Source organism: Dorea sp. AM10-31 (genome assembly GCF_003435815.1).
Classification (GTDB): Bacteria; Bacillota; Clostridia; order Lachnospirales; family Lachnospiraceae; genus Dorea_D; species Dorea_D hominis.
Window position 1 is genome coordinate 261,063 of the sequence record NZ_QTUV01000001.1, and the last position, 20,568, is coordinate 281,630.

Genomic DNA, 20,568 nt, shown 5'->3' on the forward strand with positions numbered 1-20,568 from the left:
TTTTACTCGTTTGATATTACAAGCTTATTGACAACAACTCCTGTTTGACTCTTGTTGTCTCTGTGTCCCTGGGCTTTGAATGCATATTCTTTTCCATCTATATATGATTCTATATCTCCCGATACTTTTATTTTACCGTCAAAGCTTTCTACAGACTCTATTTTCTTTATTCCATATTCCGCATCAAAGCGTGCTCCATCAAATTCTACTTTTTCTCCTATAACCTTGTTTTCCGCTACACCATTTACTTTATATTTTGTATTACGTCCGAGTGTCTTTTGACAAATTTTTTTATAATCTTCCAACTTAATAGCGTTTCCTTCATAAACACCTTCATCACTCGTTAACGTATCAACTTTTATACACTGATTCATAAACATATTGGCATATAAAATAAATTCCTTTTCTTTCAATTGGTCAATTTCATAAGTTCCTACAGGAGCATTAGCACCGCTTTGAGCTCTTGCACGTGGCAAAATAGTAACTGTACTTTCTATACTCCTAGCAACAAGATTATTTTTATGGGGTTTATATGTAATCTTGTCAAATACAAATCCTCCAATTTTACTCTTATCATTCCTATGTGCAGTTATCTCCATTATCCCTGGTGTTGTAAGTTCATTCTGATTTGCCGGATTATCTGATGGTACATACTCAATTTCTGCCCAGAAATGGAACTCGTCTTTCCCTGTTTGTGCATATCGAACTACTTTACATAGCTCTTCATTATTATATTTCTTAGTACTTTCACCCTGATACACTGCTTCAAATACATCTGTTCCTGCATTCCCTGATGAGGCGAATATCTTGTTCACCTCTTCCCAATTTGCAGCTTTATACTCAAATGTATCCTCTAAAAATTTCTGGCACTCTTCTAACATTAAAAACTTTTTATTACCAGCTCCATCTTCATTCATTTCCTGAATATCAGCATCTTCACTTTTTATGCTATCATCTTCATATACAATCGAATTGGCTACCTCCGCTATAACCAGGTCTGACACTTTTCCTTTTTTTATCTGAATATTGAAATTATCATTTTGCGATAAACCTTCTTTTTCTCTCTCAGCTCTCATAAATATACTTGCAGCATACTGAATCTGTTCTTTCTGCTCGTCTGTTAGAGTAAACTCCGGTATCGTTTCTTTTTCTTGCTTCGCAGTGTTTTCTTGCTTCGCAGTGTTTTCTTGCTTTACCTGCTCCTGCTTTGTATCTGCCGGTTTGGCAATGTACTTTGTATATCCAATATAAGCACCTGTCCCTACCACCGCTGCTGCGACAATACCTGCCACTGCACGTTTTGCAATGTGACCTGCTCCTGTTTTTGCACTTTCTGTAATGTGCCCCGCTCCTGCCTTTGCGCTTTCTGTGATATGATCTGATCCTGTCTTGGCATTTTTCACAGCTATTTGCTTTGCTTCAGAATTTGCAATGTATTGTCTCCATTTTTCCAAGCCAGATGCTTTGACTTCCAATGTTCTTTCTCCTGAAGACAACATCCATACAATAAATGGAAGCGGTGCAATACCATACAGTTTTGTACCTTTTCTTTCTAGTTCTTCTACTTCATTTTTTATTTTTTTGCGCGCATAATTTAACCGGCTTTTTACCGTCCCGGTTGAGCATTCCAATGACTGTGCTATCTCTCCTACTGACAATTCTTCATAATAATACATCAGGATACACAATCTCTGATCTTCCGGAAGCTTGTCCAAAATTTCCTGCATCAATCGTTTTGTCTCTGCATAATCTACTGATTCATCTGGAGAAAACTGCATATTTTCATTAGCAAATCTATCCTCTACTCCCTCGTCATATTCGTCATTTTCCAATTCTGCAAAGAGCTGTGTGTTATGCCCCTTTTTCTTTCTCAGCCAATCTCTACAACGATTTGCTACAATACAATTGAACCAGCTTTTTATTTTTGCCGAACTTTCCAGTTGCTCTATTTTAGTAAGTGCAGATAGATATGCATCCTGCAATAAATCCATTGCATCCTGTTCGTTTTTCACAATTTGGATTGCAACTGAAAATCCCTGTTTATATGTCAGTGAATAGAACTCTTCAATCGCTTTTTCGTTTCTGTCTTTTATTCCCTGAACAACATCTTCCACACTAAATTTCTCTTTAAAATAATCATTTTTTGCTCCGCAATGTCTGCAAAAACGTTCCGTTACTTCTATTTCTTTTCCACATTTTCCACAATACATCTTTTTATTCCTCTACCGGCGTTCCACAATGAATGCAAAAACGGTTCCCTTCTTCTATTTTTGCTCCACAGTTTTTACAAATATTTTTGTCTTCCACTTCTATTACCTGTTCCTGATCTTCTTTCTCTTCTTCTTTTTCCTCAGGCACCGGTGTTCCACAATATGTACAAAAAGCTGCCCCTTCATCTAATGGTTTTCCACATGAATTGCATGTTTTTCCACTTACATTTGCCTGACTTTTTACAGCATCAAGTGATGTGCCACAGTAAATGCAGAATTTGGATCCCCCTGTCAGTTTTTTACCACAGGAAGGACACACTTCTTCTGTAGAAAGTTTTTCAACCATTTGTTTGTTTTCTGCAATTTCCTTCTGAATCTGTGCAATCTGCGTTGTTAAATCAGCGAATTTTTCTTCACACTCCTCCCGGAAATTTGAGTAATATGTAAGTCCGATCTGATACACCAATTTTTCAATTTCTTTTTCTTTTGTCTTATTCAGATTGTTTAAACGATAAATCTCTGTTGTATCCTTTGCTTTTTGTGTAAGCTCCTGGCTTGTCTCTGTTAAACTGTTTTTTACATTGTCAAAAAATCCCATTTTCCTATTCCTCTTCTTTCTTAATATTTTAAATTATAAATACTTTTCCAGTTCTTCAAAGTTGTCGGACATTAAGCAATTACCAATCAGGAAGTAACACTCTCGTCGCATAGAAGCAATATCATTTAACAGCTCATTGTAAGATGGTGTACCTTTGAACATTTGCTTTTCATCTTTGCAGTATTTCTTTACATACTTTTTAATAAGTTCTTTTTTGTCTGGATATTTTTTCTCGACTTTTTCTTTTATTTCGCATATTTTTTTATACCACATACTTGCAATTTCTTTCTGCGTTCGTATTCTAACGTCTTCTTCTGTGTAATTGTCATCAGAAAAATCATAGCTGTCATCATTATTGTCAGCAGTGTATTCCTTTTCCGCTGCGTTATCTTTTGCATGTGCTTTTTGATCTAATTTACTGATATCTTTCGCATATTTGTCATCCCACTTTTCTGTCGATATCGCTTTAATGCTATATCCCCAAATATTTTCTGCCGGCACTATTATCACTGATATCTTCTTATAATTACATGATTCTCCTTCATCTCCTAATTCATTTTCAAGGAACCGAATAATTACCTGTTTGTTTTTTACTTCAGTTCTTAAAACACTTGGTTCTGTATAAGTTCTGGCATTTATTTTATCTGCTTCAACCTTGTAATTATCAAAATCTAGATATACCAAATCTGTGTCCAACTCTATCTCTCTTTGTTTCTTATCAAGACCAATATATTCACAAAATTCATCAAATTTATTTCGTTCAATCTCAATTTTTTCAGCAACTGATCTGCTATCCAGTCCATAAATTTGTTCAACGTATCTTGTTCCTGCAACCGCAATTTTTTCTAAATCTTTTTTGCCATGCGTTCCTTCTGCATTATAATTTTTTAATGCCTCAGCAACATCTATTTTCTGATATGCATCACGCATTGCTATTTTTTTCAATACATCAACACTTTGTTTCTTTCTTACGTGTCCATTTTTAATCTGTTTAATTTTATATCCATACGAATTGTTTGCCGGAACAATTATTGCATGCTCCTTCTTCGCCTCTCCATCCTCTTCACTTTTCACGAGATTGACAATAAGTTCTTGCGAACTTTCATCTATTATGCAACTTATTGCTTTGCAGTGAGTGGAATTCGAAATATCCCCATCAAAATTTACAACATATTCTTTTCCATTGTCTTCTATAAAAGAAGAATCCAGATTGTTCTTATCGAATTTAATTCCTGTAACCTTATTGAACTGATCTAATGCCGTCTTTTTGAATATCCACTCATTTCCATTCTTCTTTTTGAGTTGGTCATCATTTATAATCATACGGTCATTACAATCATCCCAGTCATTATCCTCTGCAATATTGCCATCTCCAAATGGAGCTTTCTCCGTATAAAAATACTCAAATGCATCCGAATAAATATTTGCAATATTACTTGATGAAATCTCAGATATCGAATCATATTCCGGTAAATAAGAAGCAACACATGCAATATATGATTTATCAACTTTATTATATATTTCAATTAATTTATCAAGATTTTTCTTACCTATTGTATTTCTTACTGCTGCCGTAATATTTTCTACTGCCAATGGATCTCCATCTTGTATAGATGCAGTGTAAGCACCTGCGCTCACACATAAAACAGCAAAACAAGTAGTTAGTGCTATTGCTTTTTTTGAGTAATGTTTTTTACATTTTGTTTTCCTGTCCTTCGTTTTTTTCCTTTCGTTCCTTATTTTCATCGTATTCTGCGATTTTGAGATCTCCATTTTCATCGTACTCTGTGATTTTGGAATCTCCATTTCCGGCAGTTCGATTTTTTGTCCACACTCAGGACAAAATCTGGCGTCACTTTGTAATTTGCAGCCACAGTTTCCACAAAAATTATTCATTCTTATCCTCTCTTTCCCTTATATTTTCTTTTGTTTACTTATATGACGATCAACTCCCTCTATTGGTTTTATATTTTTTAATTTTTTTAAAAAGAGCTGGCGTACCTCTTTTAATGTAGCCAACTCTTTTTATATTCCGTCTTTTATCCCTGCTATTTTTCTCTAATAGTGCTGCTGCCCTGATGTAAGCTTCCATTCTTTGTCGTATAACAATTGACATTGAATCAATAAATATTATTCTGTAATGCGTAATAATTATACACCTACCAGGTTTAATTTAGCAACACTTATAAATTCCTTTTAATACTCTTCTTCATCTGTGTCATATGTCTCATCATCGCTGATTTGTTCTACAACTTCTGGTTTGCTTTTACCACTCACAGAAACTTTATAAATCGTACCTGAGTTTGCATCTTCAGACCAATTGCTCTTTATAGCTTCGTTCGCATTTGCATTTCCATCTGATCCATCACCATCTCTGTAAAATTCTGATCCATACATATCCATATCATTTTCATCATTTGGCACTTCAAATTTAATTTTTCCATCTTTATCACGTTTTATCGGACCTATTACACAATATACCACGCACTTCACTTGTTTATTATAAAAAGAGCTTTCTTCATCACCTATCTTTACATTAGCACTACATTTCACTGCAGCTGCTGAGAATGTTCCTTTATATATATCATCTCCGGCAAAGAAAAACATATCATCTGAAATTGACGGACTGATCAATTTAGAATTATATGCTTCCTCTCTATCATCTTCATTAAAAATTAAAGACTTATCTCCCCACGCTTCAAATATATCTGTATACGGTGCCTGATATTTAAAAATCTTATTTGCTACTTCTTTTATTTTATCAATATCCTCTTTCGTCAATTCGGATGGATCCGTAATTATATGTGGCAAATCTTTCGGAACTTTTAATTTCACTGTTTTGGATTTTGGATATATTCCTTTAACCGGCTTATCTCCTTCATACTTTACTGTCACTTCATCCCCAACCTGCAAATCGCTGGATGGCGTAACCGAACACTCAAATTTTTGTCCGTTTTTCTTTATCGTAATATAATCATTCGTTTGAATTGTCGGACCTTCGCCGCTATACTTCAATTCTAATCCATCAAAAATATCTACCTTTTTTACTTTCTTAAGATTTTTAACATTGATTTTCTGCGTTGCTCCTTTAAATACAATTCCATACTCCTTCAAATAATTTTTATCAAAATCATATTTTACTTTAACAACATCACCATTGGATAATCCTTTTTCTTTGCTGGCAGAAATATCCCAATCGGTTCTATCCACAAGGCTCTGCACTTCTGACTCTGACATATCTTTATTCTTTTGCTTAAGATACTTTGCTAAATCAATAGTAAATTTATCCCATTTACAGTCTATACTGACTGTTCCAAATCCATTATATCCTTTCACTTTACATGTTGTTGTGTAATCATGTAAGTTTACTGTCTTAGGAAGCTTTGTATATACAATGTCCCCGATTCCCAGTACGAAAACAAGCACTATTAAAGTTTTCATTTTTTTTGACATTTTTTTCTTAGGTTTTTCTTTCCAATCGATAGGATTTCCGCAGCTTGGGCAAAACTTTGCTTTCTGTCTTATCTCTGTTCCACATTTTTCGCACTTCATTTTTCTTGCTCTCCTTTTGTATTCTTGCGACTACTCATACAGCGCATTAATCTTTTTGTCCATTAACGCATTTCCGATCAGGAAATATACTCTCGATTTTGTTCCCTGATAATATATTTGCATTTTATCTGTATTCCCATTTTCTGCACCCAGTGCCCCATTTCCTTCTAAAAACGGATTTTCATTAACTTGTTCAACTTTTTCGTCAAGCGAAGACCAATAATTTTTATCCGCTTCTTCAATCTGTTTCTTTTGTTTTGGATATTTATCACAAATGTCCTGAATTAACAAAGTCGCTTTTCCCTTCCAAAGTTCTGAACGTTGGGATGCCGTCTCCGCTACTTTCGATGCAATTGCACTATCAAAACCTTTTTCTATTTCTTTTTCGTCTTTAAGCACATTCTGAATTTCATCCTTATATGTATCATTTCCCCAGTCTTGCTTTGTTATTTTCTTAATTCTGTATCCCAGTGAATTCCAATAAGGTTCTAACACAATAGTTTCTCTTTCAAACTTACCATTTTCTTTACTATTATCATGTAATAAGCAATAACAGGTAACTAGATTTTTTTTCGTATCGCTCTCTGCTCTCAGGAAAAAACTTTCCTTATTATAATAATCCGTATCACTTCTTGTTTTTATTTTATACACAATACTATTAAATTCTATATCATCGTCATCACCACTGAAATTATTAATTACATCCTGTGAAATACCTGCTAATTCACATGCTCTTGCTCCATCTTTAGACTTATAATATTCACCATCCAGATAATCATCTTCGTCATATCCCTGATCTTCCTCAACTAAAGAGGCGTTTCCTGCGTTGTGCAATATTTTTTTCATAAGCTCTTGCTCTTTATCTGTTGAAGATGTTGCAGTTTCTACATCATACGTGCCTAAAATCTTAGCAAGATTTAAAAGAATTTCTGGTTTCTCTTTCACATTTTCTACAATTGTAGCCACATCGTTTTCGACAGTATCATAATCGTCCCTGATTTCTGCAATCTTATATCCATAATTGTTATTTGCTGCTTTTAACACCACTGTATAATACTGATACCCCATTTTATAATCTGTATAAGAATCTTCATCCGTATTAGTCTTTATAATAGATTTTTCTATGTCTACCATTATTGCCTTTTCATCATAATTTATATTCTTTCCTGTAATTGTACATTTCTCCATTGTATCCAATAACTCACCTGACAATTTATATCTATCTTTGGCATACGATAAATACTCATCTGAATCTGTCATTGTCCGCGGATCGACTTTACTTCCTGAAATCTGTTGCGCTTTATCTAATGTATCTTTTTTAAAGCTTGCTTCGTTTTTCTTATCATGGGTGACAAATTCTTCTTCCGGAATTATGTCTACATCTTTTGCTCTAAAACTCTTATCCAAATGCTCGCCATATTCATGTGGACAATAATAATCTTCATAAGCAGTCTGCATAATTGTTGTATAAAATCTTTTCCAATCATCATCTGTCATATCTTGGTACGGTGTATCAGATGGAAAATATGAACATAATCTTTCCAGATAATCATAATCTACTTTTTGCTTTAATTCTCTTAATTCATTTTCTTTTTTTTCTGCCTTATTGGTTTCTTTTCCCTTTTTATCACTTTTCGTTCCTGTATCTTTTGTACCTGTTACTTTAATAGTCTCCTGTTTTTTATGATATTTCTTTGATGCTACATAAGATCCTGTACCCACCAACGACACTGCAACAATACCTGAAATTATTTTTTTAGCAATATGTTTTCCACCTGCTTTTCTTGCTGCTTTTGCCGCTTCTTCTGCTACTGTTTCTTTTGCTGTCTGCCCTGCTTCTTTCTCTATAGCACTCTTTACAACTTCTTTTGTCTCATTTTTTACTAACTCTCTGATTGCATTTTTCAATGGACGATCTGCTGCCTCTGCCATAATCGTATGTTCATTGCTACGCAACATCCATACAATAAATGGAAGCGGTGCAATGCTGTAGAGTTTTGTTCCTTTCTTTTCTAACTCTTCTACTTCCCTCTTTATAAACTTTCGAGCATAGTTCAGCCGGCTTTTTATTGTTCCATCGCTACATTCCAATGTTTCAGCAATTGCACTTACAGACATTTCATTATAATAATACATAAGCACACATAATCGCTGATCTTCCGGCAATTTCCATAGTATTTCTTGCATAATTGCTTTTGTTTGTTCATAATCCATGGATTCTTCCGGCATAAATTCCTGATTATCATTCATCAGCACATCTTCAAATTCAACATCATATTCTTCAGAATTCATATCAGTAAATAACATTGGTTTCTTTTTCCGTATCCAATCTTTACATCGATTGGATACAATGCTATTAATCCATGCCCCTATTTTTGCCTCATCCCGTAATGAATTAATATTTTTAAATGCAGATATATATGCCTCCTGCAATATATCTAATGCGTCTTCCCTGATTTTCACAATTTGTATTGCAACTGAATAAGCTCTTGCATATGTATTCTGATAAATTGTTTCCCATGCCTGAACATCATTTTCCTGCGCTCTTTGAATCAGCGATTTTTCTTGTTCTACTCTTCCCCCACATTGCGGGCAAAATCTACTGTCTGATTTTAATTTCTGGCCACACTGTGCACAATACCTTTCCATAGTGTTTGCTCTCTTTCTTTTTTATATTTCATTTTAATTGAGTTTTAATGCTTATAGCTTTCTAAACATCAATTCTTTTACTAGCAATCTTTAACCTAACATCTTATTGGCTCATTTAAATACCATTTTCCGTTTGTTTTAAAAACGCATACTTTCCACTCACCTAAATCTCCATTTGAATCCTTAAAATCTATAGTCAGCAATTTTCCATCAGTAATCTCATTATTCCGGAAATAGTATGCCTCATCCTCATATTCATCCAAATCAATATTTTCTACACTTTTTACAGAATATTGCAGATTTTCCTTCCCATACTCATAGAAATTAGGCTGATAATTCATCCAATAGCCATCCACTATTGCATCTTCCAATAATTCTTCATCATCATTATTCACTGCCTCCACATACTCTTTAATCGGCTGTTCATACTCTGGTATCCCACCACTGAAAGGTTTGGTTTTTATAACAGCTACTCCAACACCTAGGATTACAATTAATGCAATCACTGCTAATACTCCTAGTTTAGATTTCTTTCTTTTTACAGAAACTCTCTGTTTATCTGCATATGCAACCTCCTTCTTTTGTTCCGGAATTTTCGCACCACACTTTGGGCAGAATTTTACATTTTCTTGTATTTGAGCCCCACATTTTGCACAAAATCTCATCATTTTCTTGTACCTCCTACTTCTTTATTTATTTGTCATATTTATATGACGAATAACTTATCACTTTGGTTTTATATTTTTTTAATTTTTTCTAACAAAAAAAAAGTGTCATACTTTACTTATTTCTGTAGCCACTTCTTCTTATCTTGTCATTATTCCTGCCTTCGTTTTTCATAGTACTATTGTCTTGATGTAAGCTTCATTTTTTATATAACCATTAATATTTACTCATCATATATTCATTTTTTATGCTTATAATTATACACCTGTTAGGTTTATTTTTACAGTACTTATTAACTTGTTATTAATTTTTCTATTACCATCTATAATATGGATAATATTGGAAATTAAAGGAGAGATATGCTTTGTTAGAACTGTACAAAAGAATCGGAAAGAAAATTGCTACATTACGAAAAGAAAACTCCATGACACAGGAACAATTAGCTGAAAAGCTTTCTATTACAGTTAAGCATTGCAGCAGTGTCGAACGCGGCTTATCTTCCCTTTCACTTGAAAAGCTTATCTATGTCGCTGATTTATTTGATGTCAGCCTAGATTATCTGGTACGGGATTTTTCTGACGAAGAACAAGAGTATATCCCGCAGATCTGTCTGGAACTTTTCAAAAATGCTGACAATAAAGAACGTCTTTTATTAAAGGAATATTTGTCTCTCTATCAGAAGATTAAAGATCAGGGAAATGCTGCTTCCTCATAATAATTCTGGCAACACTTATCTCAGAAAACAATTGATTTTGATAGAAGTTAAAAGGACACCGGCAATCCCGGTGTCCTTCTTTTTTCATCATTATCTAATATTTTCTTCTATCTTCCCATATGAAATATCGGGCTGATTTTCTTATAGATCAAAAATACGATCAGCGATACCAGCACACCTTTTAACAGATTAAATGGCACGATTGCAAAGATGACAAGCGTTGTAACGCTTGTAATGTGGCTGTTCACTGCTGTTCCCATGCCAACCAGTGCATCCATCGGCATCTGGAACGCTTTTGCATAAGCCGGTAATAATACGTATGCATTAAGGAAACATCCAAGGATTGTCATAAATAATGTTCCGCTGATCATACCAACGATAGCGCCTGTACGGTTATGCTTTTTCTTGTAGATCAGACCTGCCGGTACCACAAATGCGCATCCGATCAGGAAGTTAGCAATCTCACCTACCCCTGCTGTCATGGTTCCATTTACCGCAAAGTTCAGAATGATCTTGATGAATTCAATCATTGCTCCTGCCAGTGGTCCCATTGCAAAACATCCGACTAATACCGGAACTTCACTGAAATCGATCTCGTAAAAAGATGGTGCAAACGGAAGCGGAATCTCGAAAAGCATTAATACTAATGCGATTGCGGATAACATTCCAACCTGTGCCATTACACGGATCTTTGTCCTGTTCTTTGTCTGTGCTGCTGCCATTGTTTTTGTACTTGTACTCATATGTTGGTCTCCTTTAAAATACTTATATTTAGAAAGAAAACTTCTGGAACTATGCATTACATCTTGCTGAAGTTTTATATAGTAAGAAAATCAATTTCCTAATTACAACAATAAAGCCCCGGTATCAAACAAAATACCGGGGTAATAATATTGCTTTTTCTATGCATAACTCTTCTCTCATCCAGACTTTACTGTCGGTATCGGAATTACACCGATTCAGCCGGTACACATCATACCGGGTCGCGGACTATACCGCCGGTTGGGATTTTCACCCGACCCCGAAGAATCTTTCTCTTTGTTTTTTATTATAGTGCTGTACTTCTTAAATTGCAAGTGAAACTTTGCCGAAGTATTATCTCACACAAACATCCATTATGTCTGACTTTCAAAAATCTAAGGCTGTCTGTCACCTGCCGGTTTCCGGTCTTCCGGAAGTTCCTGATAACGGATACGTTCGAAAGTAAATCCCTGACCTCGCACTTCATTGATCTGTGTGATCGTAATAAATGCATACGGATCGATGCTGTGGATCATTTCTTTTGTGGAATACAGTTTCCGGTTCGGAATGATGCACATAACACCTTTCTGTTTTTCATGACGATAACCGTTTTCAATATAGATCATCGTTGTTCCAAGATCGAGCTTGGATAATAAATCTTCCCGGATCTCTTCGTATTTCTCAGATATGATAAACAACTGTATCTGTGAAGTTCCAAGCAGCATCACCTTATTTAGTAGTACCGTTGTCAGCACCAGATTCAAAATACCATACATCACCTGTTCTGAATTAGAAAAGAGGATCTGTGAAGAAAGCACAATAAAATCAACCACATACATAAGCGGTGCCAGTGGAATATGTGCCACTTTGTTCAGGATCAGTGCTATGATGTCGGTTCCGCCTGTAGAAGCACCAACTCTTACAATGATACCAACTCCAATTCCCATAAGCACTCCCGCATAAATTGCGGACAGCAGCTGATTATCTGTCAGCGTTGTAATTCCCGGTATCTTCTGGACAACTGACAGGCAAAGTGGATATAAAAATGTACTTACAATCGTTGTAACTGCAAATTTTTTCCCGAGTATAAAAGCTCCTGACAGGAACAATATGACGTTTACACCTAATAATACAACCGATAGGGACATTGGCACGTAATGTGTAATCGTAAGTGCAATACCGGTTGCGCCTCCCATGACAATACCTGTTGGTACGATAAATGCTGCAACTGCAAATGCCAGAATGATATTCCCCACTAATACTCCGGCAAGTGTGATCAATGTTTTTCCCCAATTTTTCTGCATACTAAACACCTCTCGCTTTTTTGTATTTTTTATTAAATTACTTTTGTTAAATTATTTTATTGAATACCTTTCATTGTCAGCTGGATTCTCTTTTTCTTAAGATCCACACTTAAAACTTTGACATCCACGATATCACCAACGCTTACTACTTCCAGTGGATGTTTTACAAATTTCTTATCGCTTAATTCTGAAATGTGTACCAGTCCGTCCTGATGGACACCGATGTCAACAAAGGCTCCAAAATCGATGACATTTCTCACTGTTCCTTTTAATACCATGCCTTCTGTCAGGTCTTTCATCTCCAGAACATCCGTGCGGAGGATCGGTTTTGGCATCTCATCTCGCGGATCTCTTCCCGGTTTCTCCAATTCTTTTACAATATCTTCCAGTGTGATCTCACCGATTCCAAGCTCTTCTGCCAGACGTTTTTTATCACGGATTGTAAGTGATAATCCTGTCAGTTTTCCACCTTTGATATCATCTACGGAAAATCCCTGCTTCTTCAACAGTTCTTCTGCTGCCGCGTAGGACTCCGGATGTACGCTGGTCGCATCTAACGGATTATCTCCGTCCTGGATACGCATAAAACCTGCACACTGTTCAAATGCTTTCGGTCCCAGCTTTGCTACTTTTAATAATTGTTTCCGGTTTGTAAATTTGCCATTTTCTTCACGATATACAACGATATTTTTGGCAATCGCAGAAGAAATACCGGAGATATAGGAAAGCAACGGTGCGGATGCTGTATTCAGATCGACACCGACTTTATTTACGCAATCTTCTACAACACCGGAAAGTGCTTCGCTTAATTTCTTCTGGTTCATGTCATGCTGATACTGTCCGACTCCGATCGACTTCGGATCGATCTTCACAAGCTCGGCAAGCGGATCCTGCAGTCGTCTTGCAATGGATGCTGCACTTCTCTGCCCGACATCAAAATTCGGGAACTCTTCTGAAGCAAGTTTACTTGCCGAATATACAGAAGCTCCTGCTTCATTTACAATGATATACTCTACTTTTTCCGGAATCTCTTTTAATAACTCTACGATAAACTGCTCCGATTCTCTGGATGCAGTTCCATTTCCTACGGAGATCAGTGATACGTGATACTTCGGAATGATCTTCTTTAATAAATCTTTGGACGCCTGGATCTTCTTCGGTGTTGTCGGTGCAGTAGGATAGATGACTGTTGTACCGATAACTTTTCCGGTCGGATCTACAACTGCAAGTTTACATCCGGTTCGGAATGCCGGATCCCAGCCAAGCACGGTTCTTCCTGTGATTGGAGGCTGCATGAGAAGCTGTTCTAAGTTCTTTCCGAACACTTCGATTGCTCCATCCTCTGCTTTTTCCGTCAGTTCACTCCGGATTTCCCGCTCGATTGCCGGTGCGATCAGACGTTTATAACTGTCCTCTGCTACTTCTTGAAGTACCGGAGTCGTATACGGATTATCTGTGCGGATGATCTGTTTTTCCAGATACCGTAAGATATCATCCTGCGGTGCTTCTACTTTTACAGTCAGGAACTTCTCTTTCTCTCCACGGTTCAGCGCAAGGATGCGGTGTCCCGCCAGCTTGCTGAGTGCTTCTTCAAATTCGTAATACATCTCATAAACCGACTCCTGTTTTTCATCCTTTGCAGTGGAAATAAGAGTTCCTTTCTGCATGGTTCTCTTACGGATCCAGCTTCTGTATGCCGCTTCATCGGACACTGCTTCTGCGAGAATATCCTTCGCGCCGTCCAGCGCATCTTTGATTGTCTCTACACCTTTTTCTTTATTAACATAGTCTTCTGCCAGCTTCTCCAGCGGCTCTTTTGCTTTCTGTAAAGTAATCAGTGCTGCCAGTGGCTCCAGTCCCTTTTCCTTCGCAATCGTTGCACGTGTTCTTCGTTTCGGGCGATACGGGCGGTAGAGATCTTCTACCACGACCAGTGTCTGTGCCGCAACAATCTTTGCTTTCAGCTCTTCTGTCAGTTTTCCCTGTTCTTCTATACTTGCCAGTACCTGTTCTTTCTTCTCCTCTAGATTCCGTAAATAGGTCAGTCTTTCATATAATTTACGAAGCTGTTCGTCGTCCAGTGTACCAGTTGCTTCTTTTCTGTATCTGGCGATAAATGGAATTGTATTACCTTCATCGATCAATTTTACAGCCGCTTCTACCTGCCACTTTTTTACGCCTAATTCTTCTGTAATCTTCTGATTGATATCCATAATTATATCCTTTCTGAATGTTACTTTCTGTGGCTTTCCACAATCTTTCTTATTATAACGAAAATGTCTCTTTCTTGCAATGGAACAGTAAATACAGAGTTCACTCTGTTTTATTGAAAACAACTATTTATTATGTTATACTTAAGGTTATCATAAAAGAAAAAGGAGATTCTTGATCATCATGAATCAGACAGTACAAACAAAACCATTGTCCAAGCAGCAGAAGAAGTCTATGGAAACGAAAGCTCGGATTTTCGCCGCTGCCAAAAATATTTTACAAAAAGACGGATATGAAGCATTGTCGATTAAAAATATCTGCGACGAAGCTGGGGTTTCCAATGGAAGTTTTTATCACCATTTCAAAACAAAAGACGATCTTCTTTCCTATTATATAGAGGAACAGCCGAGCATCAATCCCGATTTTCTTGATCTTCCGGCTTCTCCGGCTGAAGCTAAAGAAGCGATCATCTACGTCTATCTGAATTATGTACATTACTGCCAGGACCTGGGCGTAAAATTTATGTCGAATTACTATACACCAAAGAACCAGTCTCTGAACCCGCTCATCCGTACGGAGCGTCCTTATCCGATCGTTACGGTCCACAATTATCTGCAGAAATGCATGGATGCCGGAATTTTACAGATATCCGGAGATCTGGAAGCTCTTACAACCGATATCCGTATGATCGTGATCGGTAACGTTTTTGAATGGTGTCTGAAAGAAGGACATGCGGATTTTGAAGGAAATATGAAGCGAAGTCTGGAGACTTATCTGAACGGAGCATTTTAAATCATGTACACTTTTCTTGTAAATCCCGGTTCCAGAAGCGGTCTCGGTCAGACTGTCTGGAACACACTGGAACAATATCTGAAAGAGAACGAGATCTCTTATCAGGTCTTTTTCACTAAATATCAGCGGCATGCCTCGAAGCTTGCCGCTCATTTGTGTGCCGATCCATCTTTGGAAACACTGATTGTTCTTGGCGGTGACGGCACTTTAAATGAAGTCATTGATGGCATCAGCGATCTGTCCGGCATCACACTTGGATACATTCCGATTGGATCCAGCAATGATTTTGCAAGGAGCATGGGACTTTCCCGGGATCCACTCACAGCACTTAAACATATCCTTAAGCCTTCCCGTTTTGCATACTTAAATATCGGAGTGACAGAATATGAAACAGACAGCAAGCCTTATTGCCGACGTCGTTTTGCTGTCAGTTCCGGTCTTGGATTTGATGCCGCTGTCTGCCATCAGGTAATCGTCTCTCCGCTGAAACGATTTCTTAATAAGCTGCATCTTGGAAAACTATCCTACGTTGGCGTTGCACTTTCCCAGATCTTCACCATGACACCCTGTGATATGCACATTCGGCTTACGGATCTGTCCGGTGATACAGAAGAAATACTTTTTCACAAAGTTTATTTCGCTGCGGCTATGAATCAGCGCACAGAGGGCGGTGGATTCCGTTTCTGTCCAAAAGCAGATCCTTCTGATGATATTCTGGATGTTATTGTAGTAGAAGGATTCCCGAAAGCTGTCATTCTTATGCTTTTGCCAACCGCTTTTAAAGGATGGCATGTATTTTTCAAAGGAATCCATACATATCAATGTAAAAAAGCAACTTTTACCAGCCCGAAACCACTTGCAGTCCATACAGACGGAGAACCGGTATATTTAAAACGAGAAATTACCTGTTCTCTGGAACCTGAGAAAATTCGTCTGATTTTAAGTTAAGGAGATGTATTTTATGTATCACGGAATACTCATTTTTATTGTTTGTCTGTGTTTATTTGTTCTCTTTTTACTTTTCCCCCGGACAGGCAAACGGCAGGAACTTTTAAAATTGTATCGTGGAACCTGTTTTGCTCATCGTGGATATCACAGTATTGAAAATGGAATTCCAGAAAATTCTATGCCCGCGTTCCGGCAGGCTCTTTCCCACGGTTATGGCATTGAGCTGGATGTTCATCTCACCAAAGATGGCAGACTGGTTGTTTTCCACGATGATACTCTGAACCGTGTCTGTAAAAAATCCGGCACGATCGAAAATTTGACAGTTCCGGAGCTGAAAACATGCCGTCTCCAGGATACGGAAGAACAGATTCCTCTGTTTGAAGATGTTCTGTCACTGGTAAACGGACAGGTACCTCTTCTGATTGAATTGAAAATTCCCGGTCGTTCCACCGCTATCTGTCAGCATGTTCATAAGGCCCTTTCCTGTTATCATGGAAATTATATGATTCAGTCTTTTAATACGATGGGACTTTTCTGGTATCGCAGGCATGCTCCGGAAGTTCTGCGTGGACAGCTTTCTTCAAGACTTACGAAGGATCCTCTGAAAGAACTCTGGTTTTTACGTTTTCTTGCCGAAAACCTGCTTCTTAATTTTCTTGGCAGACCGGATTTTATTTCTTATAAACTGAAAAACCTTCCTAAATTTACTGTTTCTTTCTTAAGGAAATTCTTTGGAACACCTACCGCTGTCTGGACACTTCGTACACCTGAGGCATTGCTGGAAGGCAAACGCTGTTATGATATGCAGATTTTCGAAAAACATGGTGAAAATTATTAAGAATAGATGAACATTGTTGTTGATTCTATCTTTTCATGTTATAATCCGTTGAGAAACTTAGCTAATCTTTAGATAAGACTTGTTATATAAAGGGGCGTAATTATGCAATCCATTACGAAAATCAAACAATTTATCCTGCGGTATCGTCATGCATGGGTTTTATTATATAGCTTTATCTACATGCCTTGGTTCTGTTATCTGGAGAAGCACAGATTCAGCCATTACTATCTGATCCACTCACCACTTGACGATTATATCCCGTTTGTAGAATATTTTATTGTTCCGTATCTGTTATGGTTTTTATTTATTGCTGTAACGATCGCATATTTCTTCTTTACGGATAAGAAAGGATATTACCAGCTTACAGCATTTTTATTCACCGGAATGACGATCTTCCTGATCATCTGCACAGTATTTCCAAATGAATTAAACCTGCGTCCGCACACATTTGCGAACGATACTGTTTTTACAAGACTGGTACAACAGCTTTACAGCACCGATACACCGACGAATGTACTGCCAAGTATTCATGTATATAATTCACTTGGCGCTGCTATCGCCATCGGACACAGCCAGGCACTGAAAAAACACCGCGGTATCCAGTTTGTTTCTTACGGACTTGCCGGACTGATTATTCTGTCTACCATGTTCTTAAAGCAACACTCTGTAACGGATGTTATTGCGGCAGTGGCACTTACCTTTATGATTTATCCGCTGATCTATGTAACACAGACAAAGCGGGCACCGAAGCTGTCTCAGCAGCCGATCTAAGATAAAATATAATATTAAAATAAAAAGAATCGCAGTTGACTGATCTCTATAAACCAATCTGTCAATTGCGATTCTTTTTTATTTCGTGGAGTGTAATCTTCTAATCACACTCCTCTTCTTTTTTTGATACCCGCATATTGTTCCGTGCCGAACTTGGTATTCTGGTATCATATAATGTCCTTCGTATATGCTGCAAATGCAGATGGGATGGAATACTTCTCCCGGATTTCTCCCGGATGTATAAACAAAAATCCTTTCTCGTTTGTCTTCTCCAACTCATCCACCTGAATCTGATAACCTTTCATCTGCCACTCCACATGGCTGAAAATGTGCTTTGCATCCGGTAATTTTTTAATTCTTACCGGCATAAGTCCAATAGAACGGCAATAGTTTTCTGCCTCTTTTCTTGTCAGATGCCCTTCTACATTCGGCAGTTCATAGAGTCCGGCAAGCAATCCTTTTGCCGGTCTTTTACGAATAGCAATCTCCTGCAGATCTTCAAACAGAAAAACGGTCTTTTTCTCAATCCGCCTTGCTTTTGCCTTTTTCTTCACCGGTAACTTATCTGTCAGCCCCTCTTTTTCTGCACGGCATATATTCTTAAGTGGACATTCCCCGCATTTTGGTTCGCCATTTGGCACACAGACAATCGCTCCCAGCTCGATCAGTCCCTGATTAAAATCACTGGCCGCATCTGCCGGAATGACTTCTTCGATCGCTTTCTCCATCCTCTTCTTCGTGCTCTGCTTCATAATATCTGCATCATCTGCCAGAACTCTCGTTACTACACGCAACACATTGCCGTCTACTGCCGGTTTCGGAATTCCAAACGCAAATGAACTGATTGCTCCTGCCGTATAGCTTCCGATCCCTTTCAGTTCAAGGATTTTCTCATAATCTGCCGGAAATTCACCGCCATACTCTTCCATGATCTGGATTGCTGCTTTCTGCATGTTGCGTACCCGGTTGTAATACCCTAAACCTTCCCACAATTTGAGCAGCTTGTCTTCCGGCGCCTCTGCCAGATCCTTCACTGTCGGCAACGCTTGTAAAAAGCGATCATAATATCCCTTCACCGCTTCTACCCTTGTCTGCTGCAGCATAATCTCTGATATCCATATTCTGTACGGATCCGGGTGATGTCTCCACGGAAGGTCACGGTGGTATTTCCTATACCATCCGGTTAATGGTTCTGCCATCTCATGAAGCTCAGGCTGTCCAAGCACAACCGGGACTTCATCCGCAAGCGTCATGCTGTCTGTCGTCACTACACAGTCTCTTGCCAGGATCTTTACTCCTGCATCCGCGGCTTCCTGTAAGGCTTCCGCAAATTCCGGATGTGTCTGCCTGTTTGGCGTAAAATAGCGTACACCTTTCATCTGTATCACAAACAAGACGTACGCTTCGTACCCCGCTTTTCTTGCTTTCTTTAATTCCTGTACATGCTTTACGGCACGTTCACTCGGCGCATCCGGAAACCGGACTACACCGTCTTCTTCCAATGTAACTCCTTTAACTTCCACCAGAATCTTCTGATTCTTCGTCTCCACATAGAAATCAAATCTGGAATTCTCGTATGTGTACTCCGGCTTTACAAGTACCGGATCCGGCACCAGTCCACCGGCGCAGATCCATTCCTGCGCTACCTTATTCGGCGCCTGGGAATCCATATTGATAAGTCTGTCGCCTTTCTCTACCGCGATAAGATCCCATCCTGTCTTACGCTCAGGGTTATCGCTTTTCTGTATATACACCGGTACCTCCGGCTGCAAAAGTTCCGCACAGCGTCCTGTATTTTTCACATGAACAGTCTCTGTACGACCGGCACATTCCACATAAGCAATAAACCGATTCGGTCTGTCTATAAAACTGCCCGGATAAATATTAGGATACTTCACTTTTCTTCCGTCCTTTTAATTCTTCCTGTTCTTCTACATACGCCTGGATCGCCTCATTTAACGACAGCATCTTCTCATCCAGTGTTGACACCATATCTGCACACTCTCTGAGATCCCGGCTGATATATTCCGGCGCATTTCCCTCAAATTTGTAATAAATCTTATGCTCCAGACTTGCCCAGAAATCCATCGCGATCGTCCGGATCTGGATCTCTACCTTTGTATCTACAACACTGTCTGACAGGAAAATCGGAACCGATACAAGCATGTGATAGCTCTTGTAGCCGCTTGCTTTCGGATTCTTAATATAATCTTTGATCGATAATACCTTTAAATCACTCTGGTTTCCAATCATCTCTGCCAATCTGTATATATCAGAAGTAAATGAACAGATCAATCTTACTCCTGCAATATCATTGATGTACTTTACCATATTCTCTATGGATGTCTCATAACCGTATCTTTTTAACTTCTTCACAATACTCTCCGGTGTCTTCACACGTGTCTTAATGTGCTCGATCGGATTGTACTGATGTACATGCTGGAATTCGTCATTTAGAATCTCCAGTTTCGTTCCTACTTCCTTTAACGCGGAATTATAAAGAAACATAATGGTCTTCCAGCTGTCCACATCTTCGTAATTCTTAATTGCATTCTCCACGATTGCCTCTCTCC

At 38.1% G+C, this 20,568-nt stretch carries 16 protein-coding genes, 1 pseudogene and 1 riboswitch; of the genes and pseudogenes, 5 read left to right on the top strand and 12 right to left on the bottom strand.

The features are described from left to right. Positions 1-2 precede the first annotated feature (2 nt). The 7 genes and pseudogenes from DW125_RS01210 to DW125_RS01235 all read right to left on the bottom strand — a co-directional run bounded on the left by DW125_RS01210 (position 3) and on the right by DW125_RS01235 (position 9,677). Positions 3-2,210, bottom strand: a complete 2,208-nt coding sequence (locus DW125_RS01210; RefSeq protein WP_117536880.1) for a sigma-70 family RNA polymerase sigma factor — start codon at positions 2,208-2,210, stop codon at positions 3-5. A gap of 4 nt (positions 2,211-2,214) precedes the next feature. Beyond that, the gene (locus DW125_RS01215; RefSeq protein WP_117536881.1) at positions 2,215-2,808 is read right to left on the bottom strand and encodes a zinc ribbon domain-containing protein; all 594 of its coding nucleotides are present in this window, start codon (positions 2,806-2,808) and stop codon (positions 2,215-2,217) included. Positions 2,809-2,841: 33 nt separating this feature from the next. Further along, positions 2,842-4,704, bottom strand: coding sequence for a zinc ribbon domain-containing protein (locus DW125_RS01220; RefSeq protein ID WP_117536882.1), 1,863 nt, complete (start codon positions 4,702-4,704; stop codon positions 2,842-2,844). 300 nt (positions 4,705-5,004) lie between these two features. Further along, positions 5,005-6,144 (bottom strand): hypothetical protein, encoded by a 1,140-nt coding sequence (locus DW125_RS01225; protein ID WP_242992880.1) that lies wholly within the window; start codon positions 6,142-6,144, stop codon positions 5,005-5,007. A gap of 153 nt (positions 6,145-6,297) precedes the next feature. After that, positions 6,298-6,360 (bottom strand): annotated as a pseudogene (locus DW125_RS14555) (zinc-ribbon domain-containing protein); the annotation flags it as partial. A 30-nt stretch (positions 6,361-6,390) separates the two neighbouring features. Further along, positions 6,391-9,009, bottom strand: a complete 2,619-nt coding sequence (locus tag DW125_RS01230) for a sigma-70 family RNA polymerase sigma factor (RefSeq protein WP_117536884.1) — start codon at positions 9,007-9,009, stop codon at positions 6,391-6,393. Positions 9,010-9,104: 95 nt separating this feature from the next. Next, the gene (locus DW125_RS01235; protein WP_117536885.1) at positions 9,105-9,677 is read right to left on the bottom strand and encodes a zinc-ribbon domain-containing protein; all 573 of its coding nucleotides are present in this window, start codon (positions 9,675-9,677) and stop codon (positions 9,105-9,107) included. 362 nt (positions 9,678-10,039) lie between these two features. Here DW125_RS01235 and DW125_RS01240 point away from each other — a divergent pair, with 362 nt between their 5' ends. Continuing rightward, positions 10,040-10,390: a helix-turn-helix domain-containing protein gene (locus DW125_RS01240; RefSeq protein ID WP_117536886.1), complete on the top strand. Its 351-nt coding sequence runs from the start codon at positions 10,040-10,042 to the stop codon at positions 10,388-10,390. Between the two features lie 107 nt (positions 10,391-10,497). Here the strand turns inward: DW125_RS01240 and DW125_RS01245 are convergent, their stop codons facing one another. The 3 genes from DW125_RS01245 to DW125_RS01255 all read right to left on the bottom strand — a co-directional run bounded on the left by DW125_RS01245 (position 10,498) and on the right by DW125_RS01255 (position 14,648). Continuing rightward, positions 10,498-11,133: an ECF transporter S component gene (locus DW125_RS01245; protein WP_117536887.1), complete on the bottom strand. Its 636-nt coding sequence runs from the start codon at positions 11,131-11,133 to the stop codon at positions 10,498-10,500. 165 nt (positions 11,134-11,298) lie between these two features. Further along, positions 11,299-11,423, bottom strand: a riboswitch (FMN riboswitch). A 103-nt stretch (positions 11,424-11,526) separates the two neighbouring features. Further along, the gene (locus tag DW125_RS01250) at positions 11,527-12,435 is read right to left on the bottom strand and encodes a YitT family protein (RefSeq protein WP_117536888.1); all 909 of its coding nucleotides are present in this window, start codon (positions 12,433-12,435) and stop codon (positions 11,527-11,529) included. A gap of 56 nt (positions 12,436-12,491) precedes the next feature. After that, a complete protein-coding gene (locus DW125_RS01255; protein WP_117537106.1) occupies positions 12,492-14,648 on the bottom strand; it encodes a Tex family protein in 2,157 nt (718 codons plus the stop codon). 181 nt (positions 14,649-14,829) lie between these two features. Between DW125_RS01255 and DW125_RS01260 the strand changes: the two genes are divergently transcribed. The 4 genes from DW125_RS01260 to DW125_RS01275 all read left to right on the top strand — a co-directional run bounded on the left by DW125_RS01260 (position 14,830) and on the right by DW125_RS01275 (position 17,995). After that, on the top strand, positions 14,830-15,438 hold the full coding sequence (locus tag DW125_RS01260; RefSeq protein ID WP_117536889.1) for a TetR/AcrR family transcriptional regulator: 609 nt from the start codon (positions 14,830-14,832) through the stop codon (positions 15,436-15,438). 3 nt (positions 15,439-15,441) lie between these two features. Then, on the top strand, positions 15,442-16,386 hold the full coding sequence (locus tag DW125_RS01265; RefSeq protein WP_021860770.1) for a diacylglycerol/lipid kinase family protein: 945 nt from the start codon (positions 15,442-15,444) through the stop codon (positions 16,384-16,386). 13 nt (positions 16,387-16,399) lie between these two features. Next, positions 16,400-17,224 (top strand): glycerophosphodiester phosphodiesterase, encoded by an 825-nt coding sequence (locus DW125_RS01270; RefSeq protein WP_117536890.1) that lies wholly within the window; start codon positions 16,400-16,402, stop codon positions 17,222-17,224. Between the two features lie 102 nt (positions 17,225-17,326). Continuing rightward, on the top strand, positions 17,327-17,995 hold the full coding sequence (locus tag DW125_RS01275; RefSeq protein ID WP_117536891.1) for a phosphatase PAP2 family protein: 669 nt from the start codon (positions 17,327-17,329) through the stop codon (positions 17,993-17,995). A 167-nt stretch (positions 17,996-18,162) separates the two neighbouring features. Here DW125_RS01275 and mutY read toward each other — a convergent pair whose 3' ends face one another. Both mutY and DW125_RS01285 read right to left on the bottom strand, forming a co-directional pair. Then, positions 18,163-19,893: an A/G-specific adenine glycosylase gene (gene mutY, locus DW125_RS01280; RefSeq protein WP_117536892.1), complete on the bottom strand. Its 1,731-nt coding sequence runs from the start codon at positions 19,891-19,893 to the stop codon at positions 18,163-18,165. Further along, positions 19,880-20,554: a GTP pyrophosphokinase gene (locus DW125_RS01285; RefSeq protein ID WP_021860766.1), complete on the bottom strand. Its 675-nt coding sequence runs from the start codon at positions 20,552-20,554 to the stop codon at positions 19,880-19,882. Before DW125_RS01285 ends, mutY begins: the two co-directional genes overlap by 14 nt. Between the last annotated feature and the right edge of the window lie 14 nt (positions 20,555-20,568).